This is a genomic window from Burkholderia sp. AU30198, assembly GCF_020419825.1.
GTDB lineage: Bacteria > Pseudomonadota > Gammaproteobacteria > Burkholderiales > Burkholderiaceae > Burkholderia.
On the sequence record NZ_JAIZSA010000002.1, the window covers coordinates 686,142 to 708,191 of the forward strand.

General features: G+C 67.7%; 24 protein-coding genes. 10 read left to right on the forward strand and 14 right to left on the reverse strand.

Translation table 11 applies throughout. From position 1 onward, the window contains the following. Positions 1–25: 25 nt before the first annotated feature. Positions 26–1,189: an aromatic ring-hydroxylating oxygenase subunit alpha gene (locus tag LGN19_RS08710; RefSeq protein WP_122947891.1), complete on the reverse strand. Its 1,164-nt coding sequence runs from the start codon at positions 1,187–1,189 to the stop codon at positions 26–28. A gap of 286 nt (positions 1,190–1,475) precedes the next feature. Here LGN19_RS08710 and LGN19_RS08715 point away from each other — a divergent pair, with 286 nt between their 5' ends. After that, on the forward strand, positions 1,476–1,907 hold the full coding sequence (locus LGN19_RS08715; RefSeq protein ID WP_122949606.1) for a YciI family protein: 432 nt from the start codon (positions 1,476–1,478) through the stop codon (positions 1,905–1,907). A gap of 68 nt (positions 1,908–1,975) precedes the next feature. Here the strand turns inward: LGN19_RS08715 and LGN19_RS08720 are convergent, their stop codons facing one another. Then, complete coding sequence (locus LGN19_RS08720; RefSeq protein WP_174956066.1) at positions 1,976–2,572, reverse strand: TetR/AcrR family transcriptional regulator; 597 nt, start codon at positions 2,570–2,572, stop codon at positions 1,976–1,978. Between the two features lie 180 nt (positions 2,573–2,752). On the opposite strand from LGN19_RS08720, the gene LGN19_RS08725 reads away from it, so the two are divergent. The 7 genes from LGN19_RS08725 to LGN19_RS08755 all read left to right on the forward strand — a co-directional run bounded on the left by LGN19_RS08725 (position 2,753) and on the right by LGN19_RS08755 (position 8,626). After that, entirely contained in the window at positions 2,753–3,523 is a 771-nt protein-coding gene (locus tag LGN19_RS08725; protein WP_174956067.1) for an alpha/beta hydrolase, read from the forward strand. 88 nt (positions 3,524–3,611) lie between these two features. Continuing rightward, a complete protein-coding gene (locus LGN19_RS08730) occupies positions 3,612–4,418 on the forward strand; it encodes a DinB family protein (RefSeq protein ID WP_175221232.1) in 807 nt (268 codons plus the stop codon). Next, positions 4,415–5,155 carry an alpha/beta fold hydrolase gene (locus LGN19_RS08735; protein WP_175221231.1) on the forward strand — a complete coding sequence of 247 codons (741 nt, stop codon included), beginning with the start codon at positions 4,415–4,417 and terminating at the stop codon, positions 5,153–5,155. Before LGN19_RS08730 ends, LGN19_RS08735 begins: the two co-directional genes overlap by 4 nt. Positions 5,156–5,253: 98 nt before the next feature. Next, positions 5,254–6,144 carry an alpha/beta hydrolase gene (locus tag LGN19_RS08740; RefSeq protein WP_226213999.1) on the forward strand — a complete coding sequence of 297 codons (891 nt, stop codon included), beginning with the start codon at positions 5,254–5,256 and terminating at the stop codon, positions 6,142–6,144. A 66-nt stretch (positions 6,145–6,210) separates the two neighbouring features. Beyond that, a complete protein-coding gene (locus LGN19_RS08745; protein WP_226214000.1) occupies positions 6,211–7,104 on the forward strand; it encodes a LysR family transcriptional regulator in 894 nt (297 codons plus the stop codon). Positions 7,105–7,236: 132 nt separating this feature from the next. Next, positions 7,237–7,563, forward strand: coding sequence for a carboxymuconolactone decarboxylase family protein (locus LGN19_RS08750; protein WP_226214001.1), 327 nt, complete (start codon positions 7,237–7,239; stop codon positions 7,561–7,563). 55 nt (positions 7,564–7,618) lie between these two features. Beyond that, positions 7,619–8,626: an aldo/keto reductase gene (locus LGN19_RS08755; protein ID WP_226214002.1), complete on the forward strand. Its 1,008-nt coding sequence runs from the start codon at positions 7,619–7,621 to the stop codon at positions 8,624–8,626. Between the two features lie 96 nt (positions 8,627–8,722). Here the strand turns inward: LGN19_RS08755 and LGN19_RS08760 are convergent, their stop codons facing one another. Continuing rightward, complete coding sequence (locus LGN19_RS08760; RefSeq protein WP_122947899.1) at positions 8,723–8,953, reverse strand: hypothetical protein; 231 nt, start codon at positions 8,951–8,953, stop codon at positions 8,723–8,725. Positions 8,954–9,160: 207 nt separating this feature from the next. Beyond that, on the reverse strand, positions 9,161–10,060 hold the full coding sequence (locus LGN19_RS08765) for a hypothetical protein (RefSeq protein ID WP_122947900.1): 900 nt from the start codon (positions 10,058–10,060) through the stop codon (positions 9,161–9,163). Between the two features lie 78 nt (positions 10,061–10,138). Here LGN19_RS08765 and LGN19_RS08770 point away from each other — a divergent pair, with 78 nt between their 5' ends. Further along, a complete protein-coding gene (locus tag LGN19_RS08770; RefSeq protein ID WP_122947901.1) occupies positions 10,139–10,477 on the forward strand; it encodes a helix-turn-helix domain-containing protein in 339 nt (112 codons plus the stop codon). 60 nt (positions 10,478–10,537) lie between these two features. Here LGN19_RS08770 and LGN19_RS08775 read toward each other — a convergent pair whose 3' ends face one another. The 9 genes from LGN19_RS08775 to LGN19_RS08815 form a co-directional block, all read right to left on the reverse strand. Continuing rightward, positions 10,538–10,966 carry an ExbD/TolR family protein gene (locus LGN19_RS08775; protein WP_174956074.1) on the reverse strand — a complete coding sequence of 143 codons (429 nt, stop codon included), beginning with the start codon at positions 10,964–10,966 and terminating at the stop codon, positions 10,538–10,540. Next, positions 10,963–11,688, reverse strand: coding sequence for a MotA/TolQ/ExbB proton channel family protein (locus LGN19_RS08780; protein WP_174956075.1), 726 nt, complete (start codon positions 11,686–11,688; stop codon positions 10,963–10,965). The genes LGN19_RS08775 and LGN19_RS08780 overlap by 4 nt, the downstream gene beginning before the upstream one ends. A gap of 14 nt (positions 11,689–11,702) precedes the next feature. Beyond that, on the reverse strand, positions 11,703–12,398 hold the full coding sequence (locus LGN19_RS08785) for an energy transducer TonB (RefSeq protein WP_226214003.1): 696 nt from the start codon (positions 12,396–12,398) through the stop codon (positions 11,703–11,705). Positions 12,399–12,632: 234 nt separating this feature from the next. Further along, positions 12,633–13,772, reverse strand: coding sequence for a pyrroloquinoline quinone biosynthesis protein PqqE (gene pqqE, locus LGN19_RS08790; RefSeq protein ID WP_226214004.1), 1,140 nt, complete (start codon positions 13,770–13,772; stop codon positions 12,633–12,635). Position 13,773: 1 nt separating this feature from the next. Further along, a complete protein-coding gene (gene pqqD / locus LGN19_RS08795; protein ID WP_122947906.1) occupies positions 13,774–14,055 on the reverse strand; it encodes a pyrroloquinoline quinone biosynthesis peptide chaperone PqqD in 282 nt (93 codons plus the stop codon). Next, positions 14,052–14,771, reverse strand: coding sequence for a pyrroloquinoline-quinone synthase PqqC (gene pqqC, locus LGN19_RS08800; protein WP_122947907.1), 720 nt, complete (start codon positions 14,769–14,771; stop codon positions 14,052–14,054). The genes pqqD and pqqC overlap by 4 nt, the downstream gene beginning before the upstream one ends. 2 nt (positions 14,772–14,773) lie before the next feature. Further along, on the reverse strand, positions 14,774–15,697 hold the full coding sequence (gene pqqB / locus LGN19_RS08805) for a pyrroloquinoline quinone biosynthesis protein PqqB (protein ID WP_226214006.1): 924 nt from the start codon (positions 15,695–15,697) through the stop codon (positions 14,774–14,776). A gap of 61 nt (positions 15,698–15,758) precedes the next feature. Continuing rightward, positions 15,759–15,833 carry a pyrroloquinoline quinone precursor peptide PqqA gene (gene pqqA / locus LGN19_RS08810; RefSeq protein ID WP_006485436.1) on the reverse strand — a complete coding sequence of 25 codons (75 nt, stop codon included), beginning with the start codon at positions 15,831–15,833 and terminating at the stop codon, positions 15,759–15,761. A 323-nt stretch (positions 15,834–16,156) separates the two neighbouring features. After that, a complete protein-coding gene (locus LGN19_RS08815; RefSeq protein WP_122947910.1) occupies positions 16,157–18,175 on the reverse strand; it encodes a sigma-54-dependent Fis family transcriptional regulator in 2,019 nt (672 codons plus the stop codon). A 312-nt stretch (positions 18,176–18,487) separates the two neighbouring features. Between LGN19_RS08815 and LGN19_RS08820 the strand changes: the two genes are divergently transcribed. After that, positions 18,488–19,510, forward strand: a complete 1,023-nt coding sequence (locus LGN19_RS08820) for an alpha/beta fold hydrolase (protein WP_226214008.1) — start codon at positions 18,488–18,490, stop codon at positions 19,508–19,510. 82 nt (positions 19,511–19,592) lie between these two features. Here the strand turns inward: LGN19_RS08820 and LGN19_RS08825 are convergent, their stop codons facing one another. Continuing rightward, complete coding sequence (locus LGN19_RS08825) at positions 19,593–21,938, reverse strand: TonB-dependent receptor (protein WP_226214010.1); 2,346 nt, start codon at positions 21,936–21,938, stop codon at positions 19,593–19,595. Positions 21,939–22,050: the final 112 nt, after the last annotated feature.

The window sequence follows — 22,050 nt, forward strand, 5'->3', positions numbered from 1 at the left end:
ACGGGGAGCGGCGCTCCCCCGCCGGCTACGCGCCGTGGATGCCGTCGTGCACGAGCGTATGGAAGTGGTGCACCAGGTGCTCGCTTTCGTTGCTGCGCTGCGCATCGATCACGTAGCGGCCCTGGTTGTAGCCCACCGAATGCAGCCCCTTCTGCACCGAGATGTTCAGGCGGATGTCTTCCGGGCCGAGATCGGTGTTCATCCAGTCCATGCACGCCTTGGTCACCGCGGGCACCGCGTCGTGCGTCGAGTAGTAGCCGAAGCGCAGCAGCGTCTTCTCCGGTTCCAGCGGGATGATCAGGAACGTCGCGAGGAACTCCGAGTACGGGAACGTGTAGAACGTGTTGTGCGGCCAGATGCCGATGTTGAAGAAGCACTCGTCGGGATTCTTGTCGCCGAGCGGTACGCCGTAGGCGGCGGTCGCGTCGCGGTTGGCCGGCGCGATGTAGGTCCACCACTTGTCGTGCTGCGTGAGCCGGTAGCCGGCGAAATCGATCAGGCCGGCCAGTTCGACGTGATGCGGGCCCGACAGCGAGAAGTGATAGCCCTCGATCGAGTTGTCCATGATGACCTTCCAGTTCGCCGGCACGATCACGTCCTTCTCCTCGATCAGCCGGTATGCGTCCAGCTTCGGGAACACGCGCTTCATCTCCGCGTCGGCGCCGGGGAACAGGTCGCGCATCGACGGCGCATCGGGATCGAGATTGAAGTAGTAGAAGCCGCCGAGTTCCTCGATGCGCACCTTCGGGATGTTGTGAGCCGCGAGGTCGAAATCTTCGACGCGATCGGTGCGCGGCGCGCCGCGCAGGCTGCCGTCCGCGCCGTAGCACCACGAGTGGTACGCGCAGCGGAACAGGCCCTTCTGCTCGCCGCGCCGCGCTTCCACGAGGCGATTGCCGCGATGCTGGCACACGTTGTGGAACGCATGGACCTGGCCGTCGCGGCCGCACGCGGCGATCACGCTCTGGTCGAACACGTCGGTCATCACGAATTGCCCCGGGGTGCTCAGCTCCGAGGTGTGTCCGATCACATGCCAGGCCGACATGAAAATGCGATCGCGCTCGGCCGCGAATACCGCGTCGTCATAGAAATAGCGCGACGGCAGCGTAAGCGCGCGTTCCGGCCGTTGCTGCATCCAGCGGTCGGCGGCGACGATGTCTTGCTTCTTCACAACGGAGATCGGTTGCATGGGCGGGGTTCCTGTTTCTGTCGTTCGTCGAAGGAGCGGCGGCCCGGTCTGCTGGCCGTCCGCCTTGAAGCGAACTTTAGGGGGCCCCGCCGGCCCGCACTTGATGGTTCGCGACGTCGCGGTGTCGCCGCCGCCGTCGGGCGATCCGCCGCGATTCAACGGCACGGACATTTTTTTTCGTGATGTCGATTTCGTCGCCGCCCGCCCGTCGTATCGTTGCAAGCCCGGGAAGGCCGCGTTGCACGGCCGGCATGCCCCTCATCCATTCACCGAAGGAGAAACGACCATGCGCGTCCTGGTAATCGTCAAGGCCACCGCCGATTCCGAATCCGGCCGGATGCCCGACCCTGGAATGATCGGCGCGATGGGCCGGTTCAACGAAGAACTGGCGCAGGCCGGCATCCTGCTCGCCGCCGACGGGCTGCACCCGAGCATGCGCGGCAAGCGCGTGCACTTCGCCGGCAAGGACCGCACCGTCATCGACGGCCCGTTCGCCGAAACGAAGGAACTCGTCGCCGGCTTCTGGCTGTGGCAGGTGAAATCGATGGAAGAAGCGGTCGAATGGGTGAAGCGCTGCCCGAACCCGATGCCCGGCGACTCCGACATCGAGATCCGCCCGCTGCTCGAAGCGGAAGACTTCAGCCCGGCCTTCACGGCCGCGTTGCAGGAACAAAAGGCGCGGATGAGCGCGCAAGCCGAGGCGGGGAAGCGCTCGTAAGCCGGGCGGCGTCCGACGGTTTCGCATGACCGCCGGGCGCCGCCCCTACCCGCCGACGCGTGCGCGGCTCACGCGCGTTTGCGCGGCACCGCGAGCCGCTCGACCGCGCCGCCGGTCACGTCCCTGAACATCCCGGCATTGCCGTACGCCCGTGCGGCGAGCATCGCGCCATAGACCAGCGAGACGAACGTCGCGGCCTCGGTCGGCACCGACACGCCCGGCTGCACGACGCCGTCCTTCACCCCGGCCTCGAGCACACGCGCAAGCCACGCGGCGAGGTCGTCGAAATGCGCCTTCACCGCCCGCGCGACGTCGTCAGGCAGCGCCGGCAGCTCCGCGCCGAGCATGCCGGCCACGCAGAACGGCGCGCTGTCGTCCGCGATGCAACGCTCCCAGTAGCCGATGTACGCGCGCATCTGCACCAGCGCGTCGGCGCCGCTCGCGTCGAGCAGCGCCATGTCGGCATCGAACTTCGCCTGCGACTGCTGCAGCACGGCGACCGCCAGATCCGCCTTGGTCGGGAAATGGTGATGAATGCTCGCCTTGCGGATGTCGATCGCATCGGCGATGTCGGCATAGCTGAACCCACTGTAGCCGCGCCGCATGATCAGTTGCCGCCCCGCTTCGAGGATGCGGCCCGCGGTACTGTCCCCAGTGACCGTCATATTTACCTACCTTCTAGTCGGATGAAAACTTGAATAGTTTACCGCCGCGAGATACTGTTTTCTAGCAGTGCTTTCTCCTTGAAGTTGAAACTACCTACTAGTAGGATGGCTACATCGACGAAACAAAACGACTGTCGATACCCGACGGTTCCCAACCTGCCTTTCTTCTGGAGAATGATCATGAAGCGCTCGTCCCAACTCCGCCGCATCGCTGCCGCACTCGCCGTTTCCGCCGCCGCATTCGGCTCGCACGCCGCCGTCGCCGCGCCCGTCAAGAACGTCGTGCTGGTGCACGGTTACTTCGCCGACGGCTCGGGGTGGCAAGCCGTATCGAACATCCTGGCACGCGACGGCTACAAGGTTGCCGTCGTGCAGCAGCCGGAAACGTCGTTCGACGACGACGTGAAGGCAACCCGCCGCGTCGTCGACGCGCAGGACGGCCCGAGCATCCTCGTCGGCCACAGCTACGGCGGCGCGGTGATCACCGAAGCCGGCAACGACGACAAGGTCGCGGGCCTCGTCTACGTGGCCGCGTTCCAGCCCGACACCGGCGAGAGCCCGCTCGACCTGACCAAGAAGACGCCGCCCGCCACCCAGGCGATCAAGGCCACGCAGGACGGCTACCTGTATTTCGACCCGGCGTCGTTCCACGCGGATTTCGCGGCCGACGTGCCGGCGGCTGCAGCGAAGTTCATGGCGATCTCGCAAGTCACGCCGGCCGCCCAGTCGTTCGGCGTGCCGATCACGCACGCCGCATGGCGCACCAAGCCGAGCTGGGCGGTGGTCGCCACGGCCGACCGCGCGATCAACCCGGAACTCGAACGCTTCATGACGCAGCGCGCCGGCAGCAAGACGATCGAGCTCAAGTCGAGCCACGTCGCCTACATCTCGCATCCGGCCGAAGTCGCGAAGCTGATCGAGCAGGCCGCCAAGGGCGCCGGCAAGGAGTGACGCAGCGCCTCACCCCGATCTGCTCGTTGACGTAACCCCACCGAGTAACGTATCGTTTTGATACGTTACTCGGTGGGGTTTTCCTGTCATGCATTCCCGTTTCGACCGCTTTCGCACCACCGCGCTCGGCGCCCAGCTCGAAGCACTGATCGCGCAACCCGGGCACTACGCCGAATTCGCCGCGCTGTCGCGCGTGGGCGTCGCCGCAATCGGCGCGATCCAGCACGAGATCGCACTGAAATTCCCCGAAATCGAAACCGACACGACCGCCCGTCAGTTCTGCGGCGCGATGGTCGCGGAAGTCATGCGTCGTCACGGCCACGACGTCGTGCAGGCGCGCGGTCGGCTCGGCGGCACGCTGTTCAGCTATGGCGCGGTGTTCAGCGCGTATCCGCAGTTGCTGCCGTTCGCCGACGTCGTCGCCGCGCTCGCCCGCCTGCCCGATCGGCTCGCCGCGTATGCGGCGCACGTGCCCGCCGCGCTGTGGACACGGCGCCCCGACGGCACGGGCTTCTCGCTGGTCGAGCACGCGTGCCACCTGCGCGATCTCGACGCGGTGTTCGCCGAACGCATCGACGCCGTGCGCACGCTCGACCTGCCGGTGATCGCGTCCGTCGACGGCACCGTGCTCGCCGCGCAACGCGACTATCTCGCCCAGCCGCTCGACGCCGCCGTCCCGGCATTCCGCACGGGACGCGTCGCACTGTGTGCAACCGCGGCCACGCTCGATCCCGCGCAACTCGCACGCTGCGGGTTGCGCGACGGCATCCGCCGCATGTCGCTCGACGAACTCGTGCGCGAACTGCTCGACCACGACCGCACGCACGTGCTCGAACTCGACGAACTGCTCGCCGAACTCGAATTGCCGCCCCTTCCTTCCGCGCCCGCCCCATGACCCAGCCCACGCCCGTCGTCTTCATTCACGGTTTCATCGGCACGCTCGACGTGCGCGGGTGGAACGGCCCGCACCTCGCCCCCGACCTGCTCGGCTACGGCGCGCATCGCGCGGGTCCGTTCGACGCGATCACGCTCGCCGCGCAGGTCGAGCATGTCCGCCATACCGTCGATACGCACTTCGGCACGCAGCCGGTCGATGTCGTCGGCCACTCGGTCGGTGGCGCAATCGCGATGCTGTTCGCGCATGCGCATCCCGAACGCGTGCGGCGGATCGTCAACGTCGAAGGCAACTTCACGCTCGACGATGCGTTCTGGTCGGCGTCGGTCGGCCGCATGACGCCCGCCGAAGCCGATGCGATGCTCGACGGGCTGCGCGCCGATCCGCCCGGCTGGCTGCGTGGCGCGATCGACATGCCGTCGCCGGGCCTGCTCGACGACGCCCGCCGCTGGCTCGCGCATCAGCCGGCCTCGACGCTACGCGCGATGGGCCGCTCGGTCGTCGCGACGACGGGTGAACCCGGCTATCTGCAGGCGCTCGCGCAGGTGTTCGAGCGACACCCGGTCTGGCTGGTCGCCGGCGAACGCTCGCGCGCAGGCTGGCACGTGCCCGACTGGGCGCTCGCGCGCTGCGCCGGCTTCGACACGATCGAGCGCTGCGGGCACCTGATCCCGGCCGAGCAGCCCGACGCGTTTCGCGCGGCGCTCGAGCGCATCGTGTCCGCGCCGCCTGCCTGACAACCCGTAGGATTCGCCGAAATATGGTTGAAAGGCGCGGTTGCTAGAGTCGTCCGAACACGGTTTTCCCGGCGCCCGGCGCCGGACGGGGTCGACACATGCGAGGATCGAAGTACCTGGCACGCGCCTTCTGGCTGCTTCTGCTGCTCGCCATTTCAGGCCCTGCTCTCGCATTTCATGCGCGGGTCGTCGCGATTCCCAGCGCCGCGATGAACGAAACGCTCAAGGCCACCGTCGTGCTGCCCGACGCTTATGCGCGCGGCACCCGCGACGGCGACCGCTATCCGGTCGTCTATCTGCTGCACGGTTCCGGCGGCGACCACACCGACTGGACGTCGAACACGCACATCGCCGCACTGGCCGACCGTTACCACGTGATCCTCGTGATGCCCGATGGCGGGCACGAGAGCTGGTACATCGACAGCCCGTTCGACTCGGGCAGCCGCTACGAGACCTTCATCGGCAACGAAGTCGTGTCCTACGTCGATTCGCACTTCCGCACGATCGCGACACAACGCGCCCGCGCGATCACCGGGCTCAGCATGGGCGGCTTCGGCGCGCTGCGCATCGCGCTCGACCGGCCCGACACGTTCGGCGCGGTCGGCAGCATCAGCGGTGCGGTCGATCCGCGCTGCTGCGAGGACGAGCCGGGCATCGACCACGTGTTCGGCGACCCCGGCCGCCATCCGTCGTTCTGGAACCGCAACGTGATCGTCGCCAGCGCCAGCGCGTTCGTGCGCGCGCATCTCGACCTGACGATCGATTGCGGCCGCGACGACGCGTTCGTCGGCTCGAACCGCACGCTGCACGAGCGGCTCGTCGCGCTCGGCGTACCGCACGACTATGCGGAGCGTCCAGGCGGCCATACCTGGGATTACTGGGCGAACGCGATCCGCTACCAGATGCGGTTCTTCGCAACGTCGTTCCAGCATGGCGGCTATGCGTACCATCCCGCGCCCCATGCGCCGGGCATGACGCGCGCAGGCTGACGCGCGCAACGCGGCGCGGTGAACCCGGTGGTACGATGCGCTGGCATCGACCACCCGACCCCTTCCATGCCGCGCGACAACTTTGCGGACCTCCTCGCCTTCATCGCCGTCGCGCGTGAGCGCAGTTTCACGCGTGCGGCCGCCCAGCTCGGCGTGTCGCAATCCGCGCTCAGCCATACGATCCGCTCGCTCGAAACGCGCCTCGGCGTGCGGCTGCTCACGCGCACGACCCGCAGCGTCGCGCCGACGGAAGCCGGCGAGCGCCTGCTGCGCAACCTCGCACCCCGCTTCGACGAAATCGAGGCCGAACTGACGGCGCTCGCGGAATTGCGCGACCAGCCCGCGGGCACCGTGCGCATCAACGCGACCGACTTCGTGATCCGCACGCTGCTGTGGCCGAAGCTCGCGGCGGTCCTGCGCGACTATCGCGACCTGAAGGTCGAGTTCGTGAACGACTACGGGCTGTCCGACATCGTCGCCGAACGCTTCGACGTCGGCGTGAGGCTCGGCGACCAGGTGGCGAAGGACATGATCGCCGTGCGCATCTCGGCCGACATGAAAATGGCGATCGTCGGCGCGCCCGCGTATTTCGCGGAACGCGCGCGCCCGGTGTCGCCGCAGGATCTGGTTGCGCACGACTGCATCAACCTGCGCCTGCCGACGCACGGCGCGCTGTACGCGTGGGAGCTCGCGCGCGGCGACGACACGCTGCAGGTGCGCGTCGACGGGCAAGTTACCTTCAACGGCACCTACGAAACGCTCGACGCGGCGCTCGCGGGCTACGGGCTCGCCTACGTGCCCGCCGAACTTGCGGCGCCGCATGTCGCCGCCGGCCGCCTCGACAGCGTGCTCGACGACTGGTGCCCGACGTTCCCCGGTCATCACCTGTACTACGCGAGCCGGCGGCAATCGTCGCGCGCGCTCGCGGTGATCGTCGAGGCGCTGCGCTATCGCGCATGAACCGGCAGTGCGTCGCACATGGGCCTCGATTCATGAATCGGGTCGATAAGTGCATGCGCATTGCCGGGGATTATCGATAAGCGCATCGGTGGCTACCATCGACGGTGTTCCTCACCCTCCCCGGAGCCCTCGATGTCCGAACCGACTTCCGCCGCACGCAAAGCGTTCGGCGCCATCGCCCCCGCCCTCGCCGACTACACCGACAACGTGCTGTTCGGCGACGTCTGGCAGCGCCCCGGCCTGTCGCCGCGCGATCGCAGCCTCGTCACGGTCGCGAGCCTCGTGTCGCTGTATCGCGTCAACGAACTGCCGTTCCACCTGAAGAAAGCGCTCGACAACGGCCTCACGCGCGACGAGCTGATCGAAGCGATCACGCACCTCGCGTTCTACTCGGGCTGGCCGACCGCAAGCTCGGCGCTCACGATCGCGCAGTGCGTGTTCGACGAAGCCGGCGTGTAAGCGAGCGCGGCATCCCTTCATTCAACCGGCGGGCATGCGCCCGCATGGAGCCTCCATGGATTACCGCTATCTCGGGCGCAGTGCGCTCAAGGTATCGCCGCTGTGTCTGGGCGCAATGATGTTCGGCGGCGAGACCGACGAAGCGACATCGACGCGCATCATCGACAAGGCATTCGACCAGGGCGTCAACTTCATCGACACGGCCGACGTCTATCACGCCGGCCGCTCGGAAGCAGTCGTCGGCCGCGCGATCGCGCCGCGTCGCGACAGCTGGGTCGTCGCGACGAAGTTCGGCTTTCCGGCCGGGCCGGACGCCGGGCCGAACCGGCAGGGCCAGTCGCGCAAATGGATCGTCGAATCGGTCGACGCGAGCCTGAAGCGGCTCGGCACCGACTACATCGACATCCTGTATTTCCATCGGGCATTGACCGATGCGCCGCTCGACGAAGGCATGCGCGCGATCGCCGACCTGATCCGGCAAGGCAAGGTGCGCTACTTCGGGCTGTCGAACTTCAAGGGCTGGCGCATCGCCGAGATCGTGCGACTCGCGGACCAGCTCGGCATCGATCGTCCGGTCGCGAGCGAACCGCTGTACAACCTCGTCGATCGCACGGCCGAGGTCGAACAGCTTCCGGCCGCCGCGCACTACGGGATCGGCGTCGTGCCGTACAGCCCGCTCGCGCGCGGCGTGCTGACCGGCAAATACGCGGTGGATGCGCAGCCGCCCACCGATTCGCGCGCGGGCCGCGGCGACCGGCGTATCCAGCAAACGGAATGGCGGCCCGAATCGTTGCACATTGCGCAGCAGGTGGCCGCGCATGCGGCCGCGCGCGGCACGACATCGGTTGCGTTCGCGCTCGCGTGGGTCATGAAGAACCGCCTCGTCAGCTCGACGATCGCGGGGCCGCGCACCGAAGCGCACTGGGACAGCTACATCGATGCACTGACGCTCGAACTCGGCCCGGACGACGAACGGTTCGTCGATTCGCTCGTGCCGCCCGGGCATGCGTCGACGCACGGCTATACCGATCCCGGTTATCCGGTCGAAGGCCGCAAGGTCTGAAGTCGGAACGGAATGATTGAATGACATGCCGGGCGCGAGCCCGGCAAGATGACAAACGCGCGTCGCCCGACGCGCGTTCACGTTGACGCAGCTCGATCAGTTGTCGTGCGTTGTGTCGGCGCTGACGACGCGATCGAAGAACTCCTGTGCACGCGCCAATTCGTCGAGCGCGCGATCGAGGCGCGACATCGCGCGTGCGTATTCGGCCGATGAAACGTCGTCGTCGCTTTCGCCGCGCACGGCGCGAAAGGCTTGATCGACGTTGCGCGTGGCTTCGACGAAGCGTTGCGCGGCCCGGGCTTCCCGCGAACAGATGTGGGTCGACATCGACACTTCTCCCTCAGGGTGGCAGTGTGAAGCACGCCGACGCTCAGTGTGCGTGGTGCGCATGTCGGCGGCGTGAACCACGACCCATCGAGTATCGACGCATCGGCCGCCGCGCAGCGCGCTTCGTGCCGATTGTCCCTCTGCGCTCGCCGCTCCGCTATGGCGAGATTGCAACAAATTCTTGCGCGATCTGCTGCGCGCGATGCGTCACGCGCGCCCGATACGCGGATGCGACAGGCCCGCGAACGCGGCCGCCTCGCCTGGCGACAGGTCGAACAGGTCGCCGGTGAGATCGCGCGGATGCTCGGCTGCCGGCCGATTGCGCAATCGCGCGACGTGCGTGGGCGCAACATACGCAGCCGCCGTTTCGATCGGCGGCACGTCGAACAGATCGCGCGTGACGCCACGCACAGCATCCGTCGGCGAACGGCCGCGCAAGCGCGCGACGAGCTCGACGAAGCGATCGAAATCGCCCGCGCGCGTGGCCTTGTTCACTTCCGCCAGATCGCGCGCTTTCAGCACGCACGGCTGCGCGAGCCGCACGAAATACGGTGCTTCGAGCTCGACGGACAGCGCGAGCGGATAGCTCTTGCCCGTCTGCTCCTTCGCGCGCCCGACGCAATCGACCACGGCCGCACCCTGTGCGGCGCCGAGCGGCTGGCCGGTGCTCACGCTGCGCAGGTGATCGGGAAACACGCGCAATTGCGTGCCGACCGTCAGCGCGGTGGATGACGCGCACACGAGCGCGTAGTGCTGCTCGCGGCGCCGGCCCGACGGCAAGGTCGCGCGGCTGGCGATGAACGTGTGCGGCGGCAACGGCCGCACCTGCCCGCTTGCATCGACCCATGCATTCCACAACAGCATGTCTTTCCGCTCGCCTGCGCGCGGGCGCGACGCGACCGGCGAAAACAGCGCGAGCAGCGAGCCCGTGCGATGCGCGGCGACTTGCGCGCTGCTGCCGAGCGGCTGGTTGATGCCCCACAGAAAACGCCCGCCTCCGAGCCGGCGCTCCCATTCCTTGCGGAGCACGACGGTCGGCAGTTCCTCGCCGGACTCGGTACCGATCTTGGTCCAGCAGAACGTGGGTGGGAGGTGTTTCAGTGTCATCAACTTTCTCGGGATACAGCCTCGCTGGTGACAGCAAGCCCATTCAACAGCCGTAACTGTATAGGTATAATGCATCGCATGGAAGCCCCGGACCAAGATTTTCCCGTTCAAGACCTGTTGCGCCGCCTGATGGCAGATACACGCTCGTCTAGCGAAATAGCGCGACTCTCCGGGGTCAGCCAGCCGACCGTATCGCGCCTGAGGCTGTCGAACGGGGCTCGGCTGCGCCGCAGCGCGCCATTCAATAAGCTATGCAGTTTCTATGGTGTCGATACCGGGCCGTCGCACCGCCGGTACAACGACCTGCTGCGCGACGCGATCGTCGACGCGTGGGATGGGTCGGACGAGCACGGGCGCGCGCTGCTGGTCGTGATCCAGGGGTTGAAGGGGCTGCAGGCGAAGGCGGATGATGGGTAACGTCGCGGCCAGGCGGTGCGACCGGGTCGCATCACTGGCTCGGCAGCGGAGCACTGCGCGTTAGCGGCCTGCGGCGGGATCGGTGACGAAACCGATCTTCGCAAGGCCGGCTGCCTGTGCCGCCGCCAGCAACTTCGCGACGCTGTCGTAGCGGGCCGCACGATCGGCCGACAGGCGCACTTCCGGTTGGGGCGCGGCGCGAGCCGCCTCGGCAAGACGCGCCCGCAGTTCGGCACTCGACACCGGATGCGCGTCCCAGCTCACGCCGCCGCTGGCGTCGATCGCGACATCCACGTGCGGCCCTGGCCGCGCCTCGCGCGAGCTCGCCGCCTGCGGCAATGTAACGTGCGCAGCGTGATGCAGCACCGGCAACGTCACCATGAACACCACCAGCAGCACGAGCATCACGTCGATCAGCGGCGTCATGTTGATGTCCGTCGCCAGGGCCATCCCGTCGTTGCCACCGTTCGCATCGTCATTCATGCTCATGCTCCGTCGGCAGCCGGCTGCAGGTCGGCCGGCATTCCGGCCGTGCGCCCGGCGCATGCGGCCGTCGCGGGCCCGCTGCCCGTGAGCAGCAACAGGTGCAGCCCGTGCGCGAAACGATTCAGGCGCGCGACGATATCGCGCGACAATCGCACCAGCGTGTTGTAGCCAAGCACGGCGGGGATCGCGACGCACAGCCCGAATGCCGTCATCACGAGCGCCTCGCCGACCGGCCCGGCCACCCGGTCGAGGCTCGCATCGCCGGCCGCACCGAGTAACAGCAGCGCGTGATAGATCCCCCAGACGGTGCCCAGCAGGCCGACGAACGGCGCGGTGCTGCCGATCGACGCGAGCACGCCGAGCCCGCGCTGCATGCGCGCCGCCGATTCGTCGACCGACGTCTTCAGGCTACGCGACAGCCAGTCGCTCGCGTCGATCCGGTCGCGCAGCCGGTGCCGGCTCGCTTCGTGATGCGCGACCGCCGCCTCACCCGCGCGCACGAGATCGATGAACGGCCTGCCCTGCAGGTCAGGCGCACGCATCCCGTCGGCATCCCGCAGTCGCGCTTCCACGTGCGCCGCGCGGCGCCGGATGCCGATGAGTTCGATCGCCTTGATCACGATCACCGTCCACGACGCGATCGACATCGCGGCGAGCGACAGCGCGACCGCACACGTCATCGGGTCGCCCTGCGCCCATATGTGACCGATTCCATAGACTGTCATGATGAAGTGTCCTGTCATTCGTCGAGATTGAACGTGATCGGCGCGCGCGCCCGCATCGGCAACGCCGCGCCGTTCTCCACATGCGGCGCGCAACGGCTCGCCAGCACCGCGTCGCGCGCCGCCGCGTCGAGACGCGGATAGCCGCTGCCGGCCACGACCCGCGCGGCGACGACCCGGCCTGCCGCGTCGGTCTCCAGTTCGACGAGCGCGGTGCCATGCTCGCCCATGTGCAGCGACTGCGGCGGGTAGTCGGGGGTAACCAGCGCACATTCGGGATGCGCGACGAAGCGCGGCGCCGCAGGAGCCGGAGATGCCGGCGATGCCTGCGATGCGGCTTGCGTCGGCGTGGCGCCGGACGTCGCATCGTCGTGTCGCGCCTCGCGCCGCTCGATCGCCGTCGCGAACGGCGCCGGCCGCGGCGGCGCAAGCGCATCATGCGCCTGCTGCCGTACCGGAACAGGTGCGACCGGCCTGGCCGTTAGCGGCTCGCGGCCCGCGGACGACCGGGCCGCGGCGTTCACTCGATGCGTCATGCGCGACGCCTCCTTCGGTCGAGGCGCGGCAGTCGTCATCGTCGATACCTCCGGTGCCGGCTCGGGTGCAATCAGCGTCGCCACCATCACCTGCCGTTGCACGGGCACGTTTCGCACGACCGGCTCACGCGCGAGCAGGACGAATACGCCCGCATGCAGCACGCTCACGGCGGCCACGGCCGACGCGACGCGTATTCCGCGACGACTGGAACGATCGCGGATGAAACTGCATGTGCCGCCCGTTTCTCGCGCAGCGAAGGCAGCCGTGCTCATCACGCCCTCCGTCCGGCGTTCAACGATCCTCGTCCGCACGTACCACTCCGCCTACTTGAAGAGGACTGCGTATCGATTGACATGATCTCCATCGCTTCGCCCTGCCTCATCCACTCCCGTCGTCTTCGCCGTGCGCCTTCAGCAGTCGCACGCCGTCCCGCATTGCGCAAGCGAATTCTCCCGGCTGCGAAACACCATCGGCTGTTCGTCGCGCGGCGCGCAACGTCGCGCAAACTGCACGGCCTGCTCGACATGGCCGTGGTGCGCAGACTTCTCGCACACCGGATCGGCCTCCTTCGGGTCGCCGGCCAGCAGGTAGGCCTGGCACCGACACCCGCCGTGATCCACATGTCGTTCGTCGCATGTGCGACACGGCTCGCGCATCCAGCCGTCGCCGCGAAACGCGTTGAACGCGTCGCTGTCATACCAGATCTCCTGCAGCGGCCGGTCGCGCACGTTCGGCAGCACGAGTCCGGGCAGTGATCGCGCGGCATGGCACGGCAATGCGGTGCCGTCCGGCGCGACGCCCAGGAACACCGAGCCCCAGCCATTCATGCAGGCCTTCGGGCGCCGCTCGAAATAGTCGGGCACGACGAACAGGATCTTGCAACGCTCGCCGACCAGCTTGCGATAGCGGTTGACCGTTTCCTCGGCCTCGCGCACCTGCTCGACGGTCGGCATCAGCTGGTCGCGGTTCAGCATCGCCCAGCCGTAGTACTGCGTGTTCGCGAGCTCCAGGTAATCGGCGCCGAGGTCCAGCGCCATCTCGATGATCTGTCCCACGTGCGGCAGGTTGTAGCGATGCAGCACACAGTTGAGCACCATCGGGTAGCCGTGTGCCTTGATCAGCCGCGCAACGCCGCGCTTCAGTTCGAACGTGCGGGTGCTGCTCAGGAAATCGTTCAGCTCGCGCGTCGAATCCTGCAGCGACAACTGGATGTGATCGAGCCCGGCCGCCTTGAGCCGTTCGATGCGCGCAACGTTCAGCCCGACGCCCGACGTGATCAGGTTCGTATAGAAACCGAGCCCGCGTGCATGCGCGACGAGCGTCTCGAGGTCGCCGCGCTGCAGCGGTTCGCCGCCCGAGAAGCCGATCTGTGCGGCGCCTAGCGCGCGCGCATCGCTGATGACCGTGCGCCACGCGTCGGTATCGAGTTCCGCGTCGTGCGCCGCGAAGTCGACGGGGTTGTAGCAGAACGCGCAGTGCAGCGGGCAACGGTACGTGAGTTCCGCGAGCAGCCACAGCGGCGCGGATGGACGGGAAGTGTCGGGTGCCATGTCAGTCGAGCCAGCCGCGCAGCCGCGCATGATCGAGGAAACGATAGACGTCGGTCGCGAGGTCCGATTGGCTGAACAGGCGCTCGAGTTCGCCGATGATGTCGTCCAGTTCGCGCGTGCCGTCGCAGCGCGCGAGAATCTCGCCCGCACTCGGGTTGAGCTTCACCATGCCCTCCGGATAGAGGAGCACGTATGCATCCTGGGCCGCCTCCCATTGCAGGCGGTACATGCCACTGAGACAGGGGCGCAGCGGTACGCCGCTGGCGGCTTCGATCGCGTTCATAGGGGGTAGGCCTTTTCGACGGCGTCGAGCATCGACCACAGAATATCGAGCTTGAATTGCAGAATGCCGAGCGCGCGCTGCTGCGCATCCGGTGTCGTGAAGTGCTGCAGCGTGACCGCGAGGCCATGCTCGACGTCGCGCTGCGCGAGCGGCACGCGGCTGCGGAAGTAATGCAGCCCGGCCGGCTCGATCCACGGGTAATGCGACGGCCAGCCCGCGAGGCGGTCGAGATGGATCTGCGGCGCGAACATCTCGGTCAGCGACGAGCACACGGCTTCCTGCCACGGCGCACGCCGCGCGAAGTTCACGTATGCGTCCACCGCGAAACGCACGCCGGGCAACACGTATTCGAGCGACCACAGTTCGGCACGCGTGAGACCGCATGCCTCGCCGAGCCGCACCCACGCCTCGATGCCGCCTTCGTTGTCGCCCTGCCCGTCGTGATCGACCAGCCGCTGGATCCAGCGGCGCCGCGTGTCGCGGTCGGGGCAGTTCGACAGGATCGCCGCATCCTTGAGCGGGATGTTGATCTGGTAGTAGAAGCGGTTTGCCACCCAGCCGCGGATCTGCGTGGGCGAACAGGCGCCGCCGTTGAGCCGCCGGTTGAACGGATGATGGATGTGGTAGCGCGATTCGAGCGCGCGCAGGCGCGCCTCGAATTCGGTCGCGGTCCAGGGCGTCGCGTGCAACGCCGTAGCGGGAATAGGTGCGTTCATCGTCAGACCTGGAATTGCATGCCGTCGTGTGCAACGTCGATGCCATGCGCGCGCAGGTGCGCGTGTTCGACGGAATGCAGATCGAGAATCGGGTTCGTGTTGTTGATGTGCGTGAGCACCTTGCGCGTACGCGCGGGCAGCGTGTCGAGCCAGTCGATCATGCCGGGCCGCCCGTGTTCCGCGCACTGCGCGAGATGTCCCATGTCGGCTGCGTGCTTGCCCGACAGGCCGAGATCGATCATCTCGGTCCCGGTCCAGAACGTGCCGTCCACCAGCACGAGATCGGCGCCTTCCATGGCCGCACGCACGTCGTCGGTGACTGTCGCGAGCCCCGGCGCGTAGAACGCACGGCGGCCGCTCGCCACGTCTTCGATCGACAGCGCGATGTTGTCCCCGGGCGCGGCCGACGCGCGCCGTGGCGAATAAGGCGGCGCCTTGCTGTCGACGGAAATCGCGGTGAAACGGATCCCGCTCGCCGCCGGCACCGCGAACGGCTCGCCAAGCGCGATCGTGTGAGCGGCGACGCCGCAGTAATGGCCCAGCAGCGGCACGAGCGGCAAGCCGGTCGACAAATCGTCGAGCACGGGTGCGCTCGCGTAGAGCGGCAGCGGCGTCGATCGCTCGCGCAGCATCAGCAGGCCCGTCACGTGATCGATCTGTGCGTCGCACAGCACGACGGCGACGATGCCGCTGTCGCGGATCGCGCGCGCCGGTTGCAGGTCCGGATCCGCGCGCAACTGGGAAAGAATGTCGGGCGATGCGTTGACGAGGACCCAGTCGATGCCGTCGTCGCTGACCGCGATCGACGACTGCGTGCGCGGCAGCACGTGTCCGCTTCCGCTGCGCGCACGGCGGCAGTTCGCGCAATTGCAGTTCCATTGCGGCAGGCCGCCGCCGGCTCCCGAGCCGAGTATCTTGATCTTCATGGGCGTCAGCTCCCGAGGCCGCCCGCGCCGATCACGGCGAAACGGGCGGCACGCACGGCGATCAGCGGTTGGCGATGTACATCGTGATTTCGAAGCCGAAGCGCAGGTCGGTGTAAGACGGGGTCGTCCACTGCATGATGTGTCTCCTGATTGAGTTGATGAGTTGCGTGGTGAGTCGAACAACCGCGGAAATCGGGCGGTCTGTTCCTCTTCAGCAAGGAGCGTGCCGAAACCTCGCGTAGGCCGCCCGGCAGCGGCATGCGGCTGTCGTTCGGGCATCGGGATGGAATTCTTACGAATAGCCGACGCAATTCAAGCGGGTGCGGTCCGCCGCCCCGGCCGCATGGTGCGCAGGGGGGGTGACAGGTGTTGAATCGTTGAACACCGGTGTTGCAACTTGACACACCGGCTGTAACAGCACGCGCACGGCGCGCCGACCGGGATCCCGTTGCCTGCGCGTCAGCTTTCGTCCGACGGGCGGCGCTCCGCGTCGGCTGCCGGCATCTTCCGGTAGATCGTGTTGCGCGAGACGCCGAGCGCGCGCGCCGCGGCAGACACGTTGCCGCCGTGGCGCGCGAGCGCGGCGGCGATCGCGGATGCCGCGACGTCCTGCAGGCGCGCATCGGCCGGCGGGAGCGCGTCCGCGACGCACGATCCGGCGGACGGGTCGTGCGCAACCTGGGCCGCCGGCGGATCGCCGCGCCGCAGGTCGTCGAAGAAGTCGTCCGGCAGGTGTTCGCGCCGGATTTCGCCATCGTCGTCGACCATCGCCGCCGCCGTGCGCAGCAAGTTGCCGAGCTGGCGGAAGTTGCCGGGCCAAGTGCCGCGCACGAACAGCGCCATCACGTCGGGCGCGACGGACAGCGGCGGCCGGCCCGGCCCCGCGAACGCCTCCCGTTGCAGCATCTTCTGCACGACCACCGCGAGATCCGTGCGGTCGCGCAACGGCGGCAAGCGCACCACGAGGCCGTTCAGCCGGTAGTAGAGATCCTCGCGAAAACGGCTTTGCGCAATCATGTCGCGCAGATCGCGGTGCGTCGCGCAGATGATCGCGATGTCCACGGCGATCGTCTTCGTCGAGCCGAGCGGGTTGACAAGGCGCTCCTGCAGCACGCGCAACAGCCGCACCTGCAGCGGATACGGCATGTCGCCGATCTCGTCGAGGAACAGCGTGCCGCCGTTCGCCTGCAGCAGCTTGCCGATCGCGCCCTTGCGGCGCGCGCCGGTGAATGCGCCCTCCTCGTAGCCGAACAGCTCGGACTCGATCAGCGTCTCCGGAATCGACGCGCAGTTGACCGCGACGAACGGCGCGTCGCGCCGCGGCGAGTCGTTGTGGATCGCCTGCGCGAGCAGTTCCTTGCCGGTGCCGGTTTCGCCGGTGATCAGGATCGGGATGTCCTTGCCGATCACCTTGCGCACCTTCGCGATCACGCATGCGACCTGCGCATCGCCGGTGTCGAGATAGTTGAGCCGCGACAGGCCGGCCGACGTGCCCGCGGCCGGCGCCGGCACCGCATTCGCGCGCGCGGCCGGCGCGAGCGCATCGTGGACGTCCGTCGGCCGGCTGCCTTCGGCGAGCGTCGCTCGCCGGAAGTGCACGCGCGCGCACACCACCGCGCCGTTGCCGAGATTCAGCGTCAGGTGCCGGTCGGTGCTCGCGCGCATGCGGTCAATCAGTTGCGCGCTCGTGATGTCGAACAGCGATGACAGCGTGTGCGCGCGCAGCGCGGCGAGCGGCATGCCGAGCTGGAACTGCGCGCTGCGATTGGCCGACAGGAAGCGGCCGTCGGCGGTAAACGCAACGATCCCCTCCATCAGCGTGCCGAGGAACTCCGGGCGGCCATGGAACGACACCTGCAGCGTCTCCTGAAAGGTCGTCGTAAACAGGTGATTCTCGATCATCTGCACCGACATCTTCGCGAGCGCCATCGTGTGCTGGTGATAGCTGCGGTGGTCGCCCGTCACGTCGAGCACGCCGATCGCGTCGCCATACGGATCGAGGATCGGCACGCTCGAACAGGTCAGGAAGCGGTTCGCCGCCAGGAAGTGCTGGTCGCCGTGAACGACCATCGGGCACAGTTCGGCAAGCGCCGTACCGATCGCATTGGTACCCTGCCGGCTCTCCGCCCAGTTCGCGCCCGGGCGCAGCGCCACCTTCTCCGCGCGGCGCAGGAAATCGTCGTCGCCGATCGAATGCAGGATCAGCCCTTCCGCGTCGGTCAGCACGATCATGCTCTGCGTATTGACGATCTGCTCGTGCAGCGTTTCCATCACCGGCATCGCGTGCACGCACAGCACCCGGCTCTGCTCGCGTTTGAGCACCAGCGCCGAGCTCGGCAGCACATCGTAGTCGGGCCGTGCCGATACCTGCAGACCAAAGGTCTCGGACCGCTCGTGGGCCTTCTGGATCGACGGCGCAGGCCAGCCGGCGGGATGCGCGGCTCGTGTTCCGGCCGCCTGCTCTACGTCATCGCGCATTGTCTCCTCCGGGGATCTTCCGGTCATTTGCCGGACTCTTTGCCGTCAATGCAAGCAAGCATCGGGCCACGCCAGCATCGCCGCCCGAAACGAAAGCAGAACGTAATACATGATCCGGGCACGACCATGCGTGTCGTATCGCGCGACAGACCGGCTTCGTGATACCGCGATTTCCTGACGCGTGACTACCCGTAAGAATCCCGATCTTCGCGGCTGGCGCGTTTCTGGCTTTGTCACAGATCAAACCAGCCGCCGCCCGGACACCCGCGCGGCCGAGTGATGGTTGCCCCGACTCCATCGAGCCCTATCGACATGACACGCCGCCCGATTCGCTCCACGCCGTTGCCCGCGAGACAGGTCTTGCCCGACACGCCGACGCCAACGCCGTCTGCCGTACCCGCCGCCCGTCGCCTGCAGCGCGACGCCCAATCGATCGCGTTCGTCGTGGCCGGCGCCACGCACGGCCATCCGGTCGTCGTGCTGCACGGCGGGCCCGGCAGCGGCAGCCAGGCCGGCATCCTGCGGCTGTTCGACCTGACCCGCGTGCGCATCGTGCTCGTCGACCAGCGCGGCGCAGGGGGATCGACGCCGCGCGGCGGCACGCGTCACAACAGCACTGCGCGGCTGATCGCCGATCTGGAGGCCGTGCGCGAACAGCTCGGTATTGCGCGCTGGGGCGTCGTCGGTGGATCGTGGGGCGCCGCGCTCGCACTCGCCTATGCAGGCACGTATCCCGCGCGGGTGACCGGCGTCGCACTGCGTGGCCTGTTCCTGACGTCGCCACGCGAGGTCCGCCGGCTATTCACGACGTCGCGCACGCGTGCGCCTCGCGAATGGCAGCGCCTGCATGCGGCGGCCGGCGGCGGCCAACCGGAGCGCCTGCTGTCGTGCTGCGCACAGCGGCTGCGTCGCGGCGCGAACACCGCCGGGCAGCGCGCGGTGGCGCTCGCGTGGCACGCGTACGAAAACGCCGTTCTCGCATCGGCGCAGACGCGCCGCTCGCCCGCGCGGGCGATCCGCTCGGAGAAGACTGTTCGCAGGCTGATCGACAAATACCGGATCCAGGCACATTACCTGCAGCACGGCTGCTGGCTCGGCGAGCGCAGCGTGCTCGCGTTCGCGCGCCGGGCGGCACGGGCGGGTGTGCCGCTGTTCGCCGCGCACGGGATGCACGACCCCGTGTGCCCGGTCGGCAACGTCGTCCGCCTCGCGCGTGCCGCACCCGAGGTCGCGATCGAACGCGTGCATGCCGGGCATCTGGCAAGCGACCCGTCGTTGGCGCACAGCGTCGCACGCGCCGCGGCTGCGATGTTCGCAGCGGTAGCGTTCATGTGATCGCGCATGCCGCGTGCAACCCTGCGCCGGTTCATGTCACGACGCGACGCATGACACAACAACCGTCGCGGCGGCGCAACGTTCAATCCCACGCATAGCGCACACCGACCCACGCACCGCGCGGCGCACCCGGCCCGACGAACTGTTCGTTCACCGGACTGGCGCCGTCGAATGTGTGGTTCGGCCCGTTGAAGAAGTTCTGGCCGAGCGCACCGAAGCTCGCATAGCGCTTGTCGAACAGGTTCGTTACGCTGGCGAACACCTCGAACCGCTTCGTGATCCGGTAGCGCATGTCGAGATCGACGAGCACGTAACCCGCGATCCTGCCGTTCACGTCCTGGTTGTTCTCGTCGCCGCGCGCGTACACGCCGCTGCGCCACGTGACGTTCGCGCCGATATCCCATGCGGGCGTCGCCGCGTAGTCGAGCCTCAGCTTCACCGTGTGCGCGGGAATGCCGGGAATGCGGTCGCCCGGCTTGACCGTCACGTTGCCGCTCGCATCGGCCGCCGAATTCGCCGGGCTGTGTTCGGTCCACGACGAACGGTAGGTCGCATCCACATAGCTGTACGACAGCCCGACACCGAGCGGGCCGAGCCGCGTGCGTCCTGCCAGCTCGATACCCTGCCGCCGCGTATCGCCGACATTGCGGAAATAGCCCTGCGCGCTCGCCGGACTGCTGATGAACTGGATGTCGTCGGTCAGTGTCGTGCGGTAGGCCGCGGCGCTCCAGGTCGTCGCCGCGCCGATGCGGCCGCGCACGCCGGCTTCGAACGTCTTCGAGATCACCGGCCTGAGTGCCGGATCGGCGATGAAGTCATTCGGCAGCGAACACGGTGCGGACGGGTCCGCGCACGCAAGCTCGATTGCGGTCGGCGAGCGCATGCCTTCGTTGTAGGCCGCATACGCGGTGAAGCCGGCGACCGGGTTCCAGTTGAGCCCGACCGCCGGATTGAAGCGCGAAAACGTATGATTGCCGTCGAGCAGTGGCTGCGTGCCGCTCTCGTCGCCGATCTGCGCTTTCGACCAGTCGTAGCGGCCCGACAGCGTCAGCGTCCAGTGCGGCGTCAGCGACAGTGCGTCGCTCAGGTACACGCCGAGATTCGCATTACGCGTCTTCGCGCTGGTCTGCTGGACGAAATCGCCGACGCCGATCGCCGCGCGCGTATCGGTGAAGTACGCGTCCTGCGACGACGCGACGTAGCGCGAGTTCGCGACATCGGCCGCGACGCCCGCGATCAGCCGGTTGGCCATCCCGCCAAGCGTGCCGAGCAGCGTGAGCTGCACGCTGCCGCCGTAGCTGTCGGTGACGATCGTCGACTGCGCATTGCTGCCCTGCACCGTGTCGATCGTGCCGTCGTCGCCGGCGGATCCGTAATCCGTATTGTTGTTGCTGCTCGTATTGGTGTTCCGCAGATGCCGGTAGTACGCGTTGCCGCTCAGCTCGACGTGCTCGCCGAAGAACCGGTCGCCCGACAACGTCAGGTACCCGGCGCTGTTGCGGTTCTGGTCCGGATACGTATACGCCTGCTTCGGGTTGCCGAGAAACGAGCGCGGAATCGTCTGGGTGCCGTAGAGCGTGTTGTCCGCGCCGCCGCCCGCGATCGACAGCGTCGTGTCCGCATCGGTGTAGCGGAGCTTGCCGAACGCCTGCCGCACGCGGCTCGCGTTATGGTCCGCCCAGCCGCCATCGTTCGCGACATTCGCGGTGCCATAGTAGTCGAGGTTCGAGCCGATCGTCCCGCCCTGCTCGATGCTGGCGGTCTTGCGCCCCCACGAGCCGCCCGACACCTCCGCTTCGCCGCCCGGATTCGCCTTGCCGTTCTTCGTCGTGATCGCGAGTGCACCGCCGAGCGTATTGCGTCCGTATACCGGATTGGAGCCTGGAATCAGCTGCACCCGATCGATCGCCTGCACAGGCAGGATGTCCCAGTTCACGACGTCGCCGAACGGTTCGTTCACGCGCACGCCGTCGACGAACACCGACAACCCCTGCGGCGTGCCGAGCAGCGGTGACGCGGTGAAGCCACGATAGTTGACGTCCGTCTGGTACGGGTTGCCCTGCGCATCCGCGATCGTCACGCTCTGCAGGTTCGCGGCGAAGAAGTCGGTCAGCGTCGCACGGTGCTGTGCGTCGAGTTCCGCGCCGCGCACCGTCTGCACGTTCGCCGGCACCTTCGACAGCGGCGTGCCGATCCCGAGCAGCGGCGTCGTGCCGACGACGACCACCGCCGGCAACATGACGGCCGACGCTTGCGGCACGATGGCGGCGGCCGGTGGCGCCACGCCCTCCGCCTGCTGCTGTGCACGGGCGCTGCCGGGCGACAGCCCGACCAGCGCAAGCGCACCGATGGCCGTGCCGACGCGTCGCACACGCCGGCCGCCCCCCATCGCGCAGCGCCGCCCAACTGCCTTTGGCCTCCTGATCATTTCCGTTGTCTCCGCGTTTTTTGTTCCGCCGGCTCGTGCAATGCACCGCGCAGCGATGTGGTGTCGAGAAGCCCGCGTGCGAGAACCGTGCCAGCGCTGCCTGCGATGCGCA

What these genes read in the sequence shown, in the direction of transcription:
- pqqE (WP_226214004.1), bottom strand. Translation starts at nt 13,772, where the DNA reads ATGGCACCCGACACTTCCCGTCCATCCGCGCCGCTGTGGCTGCTCGCG.
- pqqD (WP_122947906.1), bottom strand. Translation starts at nt 14,055, where the DNA reads ATGAACGCGATCGAAGCCGCCAGCGGCGTACCGCTGCGCCCCTGTCTC.
- LGN19_RS08730 (WP_175221232.1), top strand. Translation starts at nt 3,612, where the DNA reads ATGCATTCCCGTTTCGACCGCTTTCGCACCACCGCGCTCGGCGCCCAG.
- LGN19_RS08755 (WP_226214002.1), top strand. Translation starts at nt 7,619, where the DNA reads ATGGATTACCGCTATCTCGGGCGCAGTGCGCTCAAGGTATCGCCGCTG.
- pqqB (WP_226214006.1), bottom strand. Translation starts at nt 15,697, where the DNA reads ATGAAGATCAAGATACTCGGCTCGGGAGCCGGCGGCGGCCTGCCGCAA.
- LGN19_RS08710 (WP_122947891.1), bottom strand. Translation starts at nt 1,189, where the DNA reads ATGCAACCGATCTCCGTTGTGAAGAAGCAAGACATCGTCGCCGCCGAC.
- pqqC (WP_122947907.1), bottom strand. Translation starts at nt 14,771, where the DNA reads ATGAACGCACCTATTCCCGCTACGGCGTTGCACGCGACGCCCTGGACC.
- LGN19_RS08715 (WP_122949606.1), top strand. Translation starts at nt 1,476, where the DNA reads ATGCGCGTCCTGGTAATCGTCAAGGCCACCGCCGATTCCGAATCCGGC.
- LGN19_RS08820 (WP_226214008.1), top strand. Translation starts at nt 18,488, where the DNA reads ATGACACGCCGCCCGATTCGCTCCACGCCGTTGCCCGCGAGACAGGTC.
- LGN19_RS08735 (WP_175221231.1), top strand. Translation starts at nt 4,415, where the DNA reads ATGACCCAGCCCACGCCCGTCGTCTTCATTCACGGTTTCATCGGCACG.
- LGN19_RS08760 (WP_122947899.1), bottom strand. Translation starts at nt 8,953, where the DNA reads ATGTCGACCCACATCTGTTCGCGGGAAGCCCGGGCCGCGCAACGCTTC.
- LGN19_RS08765 (WP_122947900.1), bottom strand. Translation starts at nt 10,060, where the DNA reads ATGACACTGAAACACCTCCCACCCACGTTCTGCTGGACCAAGATCGGT.
- LGN19_RS08825 (WP_226214010.1), bottom strand. Translation starts at nt 21,938, where the DNA reads ATGATCAGGAGGCCAAAGGCAGTTGGGCGGCGCTGCGCGATGGGGGGC.
- LGN19_RS08780 (WP_174956075.1), bottom strand. Translation starts at nt 11,688, where the DNA reads ATGACAGTCTATGGAATCGGTCACATATGGGCGCAGGGCGACCCGATG.
- LGN19_RS08770 (WP_122947901.1), top strand. Translation starts at nt 10,139, where the DNA reads ATGGAAGCCCCGGACCAAGATTTTCCCGTTCAAGACCTGTTGCGCCGC.
- LGN19_RS08725 (WP_174956067.1), top strand. Translation starts at nt 2,753, where the DNA reads ATGAAGCGCTCGTCCCAACTCCGCCGCATCGCTGCCGCACTCGCCGTT.
- LGN19_RS08720 (WP_174956066.1), bottom strand. Translation starts at nt 2,572, where the DNA reads ATGACGGTCACTGGGGACAGTACCGCGGGCCGCATCCTCGAAGCGGGG.
- LGN19_RS08740 (WP_226213999.1), top strand. Translation starts at nt 5,254, where the DNA reads ATGCGAGGATCGAAGTACCTGGCACGCGCCTTCTGGCTGCTTCTGCTG.
- LGN19_RS08815 (WP_122947910.1), bottom strand. Translation starts at nt 18,175, where the DNA reads ATGCGCGATGACGTAGAGCAGGCGGCCGGAACACGAGCCGCGCATCCC.
- LGN19_RS08775 (WP_174956074.1), bottom strand. Translation starts at nt 10,966, where the DNA reads ATGAGCATGAATGACGATGCGAACGGTGGCAACGACGGGATGGCCCTG.
- LGN19_RS08750 (WP_226214001.1), top strand. Translation starts at nt 7,237, where the DNA reads ATGTCCGAACCGACTTCCGCCGCACGCAAAGCGTTCGGCGCCATCGCC.
- LGN19_RS08745 (WP_226214000.1), top strand. Translation starts at nt 6,211, where the DNA reads ATGCCGCGCGACAACTTTGCGGACCTCCTCGCCTTCATCGCCGTCGCG.